Genomic DNA, 5,341 nt, shown 5'->3' on the forward strand with positions numbered 1-5,341 from the left:
ATTGGGAAGCCCGAGCACCAACAGTGAGGACACGGCCAGGCGCTGCGGCCACCACAGGCGCCAGGGCGCATGCAGGCGCAGGTGGGTGCCGTCGAAGACGAAGCGGCCGCGCGCGGTCGGACGCAGTTGGTAGCGCACCTGGGTCTGATGCGCGGCGGGCAGGGTCATGCGCTGCGGCAGGCCCTGCAGCTCCCAGCCGCTGGGCACCAGGTCGAACAGGTCCACGCGCTGGCGCTGCGCGCTGTCCAGGTGCAGCACCACGTCGCGCTGGACGCCCAGCGGCTGGGAGCTGCAGGGCCTGCCGCAGCGCATGACCCTGCCCGCCGCGCATCAGACCCAGGTGCGCTACCAACTGCGTCCGACCGCGCGCGGCCGCTTCGTCTTCGACGGCACCCACCTGCGCCTGCATGCGCCCTGGCGCCTGTGGTGGCAGCAGCGCCTGGCCGGGTCCGCACAGACCGTGCGCGTGTATCCGAACTTCGCGCCGCTGACCCGCTTCGCCCTGTTCAGCGCCGAACAGGCCTCGCGCCTGGTCGGCGCGCACCTGAAGCGGCGCCGCGGCGAAGGCACCGACTTCCACCAGATGCGTGAGTACCGGGTCGGCGACAGCCTGCGCCAGATCGACTGGAAGGCGACCTCGCGCGCGCGCAAGCTGATCTCGCGCGAGTACCAGGACGAGAAGAACCAACAGTTGCTGATGCTGATCGACACCGGGCGGCGCATGCTGGCCAGCGAGCGTGGCCTGTCGCACTTCGACCATGTGCTCAACGCCGCGCTGGTGGTGTCGTACCTGGCACTGCGCCAGGGCGACGCGGTCGGCATGATGGCCAGCGGCGGCGACGCGCGCTGGGTGGCGCCGCAGCGCGGCATGGCCACCGTCGACGTGCTGCTGCGCGCCAGCTACGACCTGCAGCCGCAGCCGGTGGCCACCGATTACCTGACCGCGGCCACCGAACTGTCGCTGCGCCAGCGCCGCCGCGCGCTGGTGATGCTGGTCAGCAACGTGCGCGACGAGGACATCGAAGACCTGCTGGCCGCCGTACGCCTGCTGCAGCGCCGCCACCTGGTGTGCGTGGCCAGCCTGCGCGAGCGCGAACTGGACCAAGCGCTGGCGGAGGACGCACACGAGCTGCCGCAGGCGGTGCAGGCCGGCGCGGTGGCGCGCTACCTGCAACAACGCAGCGCTGCGCATGACGCACTGCGCAGCCACGGCGTGATGGTGCTCGACGTCACCGGCGAAGAGTTGCCCGCCGCACTGATCGAGCGCTACCTGGCGGTGAAGCGGGACGGTTTGCTGTAGCGCGTGGCGGCGGCGCCGCACCGCTCGGCCGCGCAAACCACGGCACTCACTGGCAGTGCTGCAACAGCTTCTCCAGTTCCGCCGCGGCGACGGCGGCAGGTGCCTTGCTCTTGATCAGGTCATAGCAGGCCATGGTCGATATGCCGCTCGCCAACCGTTGCGCAGCCACGCCGGTCGAGAACATCTTGCCCAACCCGATCGACGCCGAGCCCTTGCCATTGACGGTGCTCGTGCCATCGAAGCTGCCAAAGACGGAATAGGAGTCGCCCAGATTGCTGCGCGCGATCTTCGCATTGGCGGACTTGAGAATGGCTTCCTGCAACTCCGACGCTTTTTGCTTGCTGGCGTACTCGGACGCCACGGCGGCGGCGTTCTGCCGCAGGTCGTTCTCGCTCTGAGCGAAGCCCGCGAGAATCGCCTGATCTTCGGCAGTGGGCGCGAGCGCGTCCATGGCGCTCTTCGCGGCGATCACGTCCGCCTCTTCGACCGTGCCCGGGCTCGCAGCCGCTGCCTGCAGCGACGCCCATTTCAGCTTCGCTTGATCGTATGCGCTTTGCCGCTTGGCGGCTGCGCTGTAGCTGTCGCGCAGTTGCTTGAGCTTGCTATCGGCCTCGATCATCGCCTGCTTCGCCAGCGTCTCCTCCGACAGCGCCCTCGCATAGTCAGTCGATGCCTTCTTGGCCGCTTCGATCCGCGCATCTTCGCTGGTCCCGTCGGCGTCCGAATCGCCCTCTCTGGCGACGCCGGAGATCACCAGCAGCTCGTAGCCCTTTTTGCTGCAGTCGGCACCGGCAACGCCGTCGTTGCACTTTCTCGCCACCGCCACCGGCACATAGGCCGCATCCACCTGCTTGTAGCCCAGGTTCATCGAAATGCCTGGGTTTTCGGTGGATGCCGTGGAAACATCGACACCGAAGCTCGTCTTCGACGCGTAGACCAACGGCGCCTGCTCCAAATGTGCGCAGCCGCCCAACAGCAGAACAGAGAAACAAGCCAGAGACGTTTTCATCGTGACACCTCCTGTGATGCGATGCAGACCTGAGACACATCGCCACCGCCGGCCTGCAGGATCGCAAGCAGGCGGCGGACCTCGGCTTCGGTATTGGACATCAGCACGATGCGGCACGCGTCCGCATCCGGGGGAACATAGATCGCGGTTTCGGCGTGCCAGCCCAGCGTCCACGCGCGCGGGGTCTGCGAAATTCCCAGCCCGCGCGAACGGACCGCCACAGGGGCCAATCCCGTCGTGGCGACGCGTGCGCCGAACAGGCCACGCACGACCACGTCCTCGCGCGCGGTGGAGACCGTCACCACCGCGCACGCACTGCAGTTGGCTGCGACGCACGCCAGCAGCACCAGCACTCTGGCGCGAATACGAGATGCAGACATGCCGGCCCCCGCAGCACTCCCCGATGTCGATCTTCGTCAGACGGGCAAGCCCGGTCAATCGTGACGAGTATCACATCGTAGACATTTCGCATGCGTCGCGCGTGGCGCGACTGCGCCGGCCGCATTCACGGCGAAGAATGAAACCGCAGACGCCGCCGCTACGTTGCCGCGGCAGGCACCGACGGCAGCTGCGCACTGGCCTGCTGCAGACGCTGCAAGGTCCGCAGCATCAGCGGCCGATGCCGCGCCAGCTTCATCCACGCCGGCAACCGCGCCACCATCGAGCGCCCGAACAGGCCGCGGCGTTCGCGCAGCGTCGCCGACACGTAGTCCTGCAGCTCCTGCAGATGGCGCGGGTTGTAGGCCCACAGCAGGCCGGCGCGGGTCGGCGCGACCAGCGCCAGCGGCATGCCGAAATGCGGATCGCTGGGCGATCCGTCGCGCATGCGGTACGTGGTGACGGCCACCGCGCTGCTTTTCCCGCAATGCGCGCAACGCCCGGGCAAGTTCGCGGGCACCGGGGTTGCACCGGTCGACGTCGCACGGACCCGCACCCACTTGTGTCCGCAATGGCCGCAGGCGCGATGGCCTTCCAATTGCACGGCTCCCACCCAGTCATCGGCGTCGCTGTCCAGACCAGTAGCGCACTGCCCACAACGGAATCGCGCCTGCCAGCGATACGGCTCCCATTGCGCCAGCACCCAGCCCGGCGTGCCGCAGCGATGGCAGCGCACCGCCACCTGGTCCGCGTAGGCAGCCAAGGGTGTTCCGTCGTTGCGATGCCGGCGCGGCGCGCCAGGCGACGCCGCGTCGGCGCGCAATAGCGACTCACGCATACAGCACACCCGGCCGCGCGTCCTCGACGATGGCGTGCGGCAGGAACCGCGCGCTGTCGCGGGTGATCGGGCCATCGTCCTCGCGAATGCCGATGCCGCAGGCGCGGTCGCCGACGATCCAGCTGCCGACCATCGGGTAGCGCCCCTCGAACGCCGGCAGCGGATGCGCCTGCTGGCGGATGTAGGGCCCGGCATAGGGGCCGTCGCTCTCCAGCACGCGGCCATCGTCCAGGTGCAGCACGATGTTGGCGCCCTCGCGCGAATGCAGCGGCTTGCGCACCCAGCCCGGCGGCAACGTGGTGCCGTCGTCGAATGCGGCCGGCAGCAGGTTCGGATGGCCGCGATGGCGCTCCCACAGCAGCGGCAGGATGCCCTTGTTGCTGAGCAGCGCCTTCCACGGCGGCTCCAGCAGGCGCAGGCCCGATCCCGGCAGCGCCTGGCCGAAACGCTCGGCGAACATGTCCTCCAGCGGATACAGCTTGAACAGCGCGCCGATCACCGTATCGTCCAGATCGGTATAGCGGCCGTCGCTGGACAGGCCGATGTCCTCGATCGCGATCAGTTCGCCGCCGACGCCGGCCTGCGCGGCGCAGTCGCGCAGGTAGGCAACCGTGCCCTGGTCCTCTTCCGAATCGCGCACCGCGGCGAAGTACAGCGGCGGCGGCAACCCGCCAGCGAGCGCGGCGAAGCGCTCCAGCAAGGCTTCGTGGATGGAGTTGAACTGGTCGGCATCGTCCGGCAATCGGCCCTGCGCGCGCTGGTCCTCCAGCCACTGCCACTGGAAGAACGCCGACTCGAACAGCGAGGTCGGCGTGTCGTAGTTGAGTTCGTACAGCTTGGCCGGGCCGCGGCCGTCGTAGGCCAGGTCCAGGCGCCCGTACAGATGCGGCTCGCGGCGCCGCCAGCTGTCGGCGATCCAGTCGCGGAACGCCGGCGGGATCGCCAGCCGCTGCATCAACGCCTCGCTGGCGACGATCTCGTCGAGCAGGCCCATCGCCATCGCGTGCAGTTCGGCGCTGGGATCTTCCAGATCGCGCTCGATCTGGCGCAGGCTGAACGCGTAGTAGGCGCGTTCGTCCCAGTAGCGCTGGCCGTCGATGGTGTGGAAGCGGAAACCGTACTCCGCGGCCTTGGCGCGCCAGTCGCCGCGCTCGACGATCGCGATGCGTTTCATGCGGGGTCTCGTGCGATGAGGGAAAAAGCCGGACTCAGCTGCCGAAGCCGCGCCCACCGGCGGATTCGCCGAAACCGCCGCGGCTGACGGTGACCGCACGATTCGGCGTGGCGCCGATATGGGTCATGGTCTGGTTGCCGCGCAGCATCGTGCCGCTGCTCGCCGCACCGGCGCCACCGGAATAGGACGCCGGCCGCTGCCATTGGTTCTGCCGGTCCTGGTAGGCGGGAGCCGCATTGAAACCTGCAGCGCGATTGTTGTTGAGCATCTGCGACAGGAAGAAGCCGGTCATCATCGGCCCGATGAAGGAATGGCCGTGGCTGTCGCGCTGCTCCACGCAGCGATCCTGCGCATAGTCCTGCGCGCACTGCTCGCGGCTGGCGTACTTGGGCCCCTGCTCGGCCGCCTGCTTCTGCGCCTGTGCGAAGGCCTCGCGGCAGGTCGCGATGTCATGGGTCTGCGCCACGCAGGCGTCCACCGAGGTGTACAGGCCTTCCTGGGCCTTGGCCTCCGGCTCGCGCCCGCAGGCGGTGAACAGCAGCGGCGCGGCGCTCATCAGCAACAAGGCGGTCGTCTTCGACCTTTTCATGGCAACGTCTTCCTGAGTCCAAGCACGATGATGCCCGGTTCCGCCGGCCGCGG

The 5,341-nt window shown here is 68.6% G+C and carries 5 protein-coding genes and 2 pseudogenes; 1 reads left to right on the forward strand and 6 read right to left on the reverse strand.

Annotated elements, in window-relative coordinates; all coding sequences use genetic code 11:
• Positions 1-312 (reverse strand): annotated as a pseudogene (locus tag CEK68_RS20225) (DUF58 domain-containing protein); the annotation flags it as partial.
• Between CEK68_RS20225 and CEK68_RS20230 the strand changes: the two are divergent.
• A pseudogene (locus CEK68_RS20230) lies at positions 275-1,300 on the forward strand (DUF58 domain-containing protein); the annotation flags it as partial. The pseudogenes CEK68_RS20225 and CEK68_RS20230 sit on opposite strands and share 38 nt — an antisense overlap.
• A 46-nt stretch (positions 1,301-1,346) precedes the next feature.
• Here CEK68_RS20230 and CEK68_RS20235 read toward each other — a convergent pair.
• The 5 genes from CEK68_RS20235 to CEK68_RS20255 all read right to left on the reverse strand — a co-directional run bounded on the left by CEK68_RS20235 (position 1,347) and on the right by CEK68_RS20255 (position 5,288).
• Positions 1,347-2,309: a hypothetical protein gene (locus CEK68_RS20235; RefSeq protein ID WP_226977985.1), complete on the reverse strand. Its 963-nt coding sequence runs from the start codon at positions 2,307-2,309 to the stop codon at positions 1,347-1,349.
• Positions 2,306-2,689, reverse strand: coding sequence for a hypothetical protein (locus CEK68_RS20240; RefSeq protein WP_226977986.1), 384 nt, complete (start codon positions 2,687-2,689; stop codon positions 2,306-2,308). The genes CEK68_RS20235 and CEK68_RS20240 overlap by 4 nt, the downstream gene beginning before the upstream one ends.
• A 158-nt stretch (positions 2,690-2,847) precedes the next feature.
• Positions 2,848-3,156 carry a hypothetical protein gene (locus CEK68_RS21475; protein WP_343194143.1) on the reverse strand — a complete coding sequence of 103 codons (309 nt, stop codon included), beginning with the start codon at positions 3,154-3,156 and terminating at the stop codon, positions 2,848-2,850.
• A 361-nt stretch (positions 3,157-3,517) separates the two neighbouring features.
• Entirely contained in the window at positions 3,518-4,699 is a 1,182-nt protein-coding gene (locus CEK68_RS20250) for a glutathionylspermidine synthase family protein (RefSeq protein WP_152240463.1), read from the reverse strand.
• 34 nt (positions 4,700-4,733) lie between these two features.
• Positions 4,734-5,288, reverse strand: coding sequence for a DUF1190 domain-containing protein (locus tag CEK68_RS20255; protein ID WP_193314267.1), 555 nt, complete (start codon positions 5,286-5,288; stop codon positions 4,734-4,736).
• Positions 5,289-5,341 lie beyond the last annotated feature (53 nt).

Source organism: Xanthomonas sp. LMG 12461, assembly GCF_009192935.1.
Lineage (GTDB): Bacteria > Pseudomonadota > Gammaproteobacteria > Xanthomonadales > Xanthomonadaceae > Xanthomonas_A > Xanthomonas_A sontii.

Coding starts and splice junctions, on each gene's coding strand:
- CEK68_RS20235 (WP_226977985.1), bottom strand. CDS start 2,309: ATGAAAACGTCTCTGGCTTGTTTCTCTGTTCTGCTGTTGGGCGGCTGC.
- CEK68_RS20240 (WP_226977986.1), bottom strand. CDS start 2,689: ATGTCTGCATCTCGTATTCGCGCCAGAGTGCTGGTGCTGCTGGCGTGC.
- CEK68_RS20250 (WP_152240463.1), bottom strand. CDS start 4,699: ATGAAACGCATCGCGATCGTCGAGCGCGGCGACTGGCGCGCCAAGGCC.
- CEK68_RS20255 (WP_193314267.1), bottom strand. CDS start 5,288: ATGAAAAGGTCGAAGACGACCGCCTTGTTGCTGATGAGCGCCGCGCCG.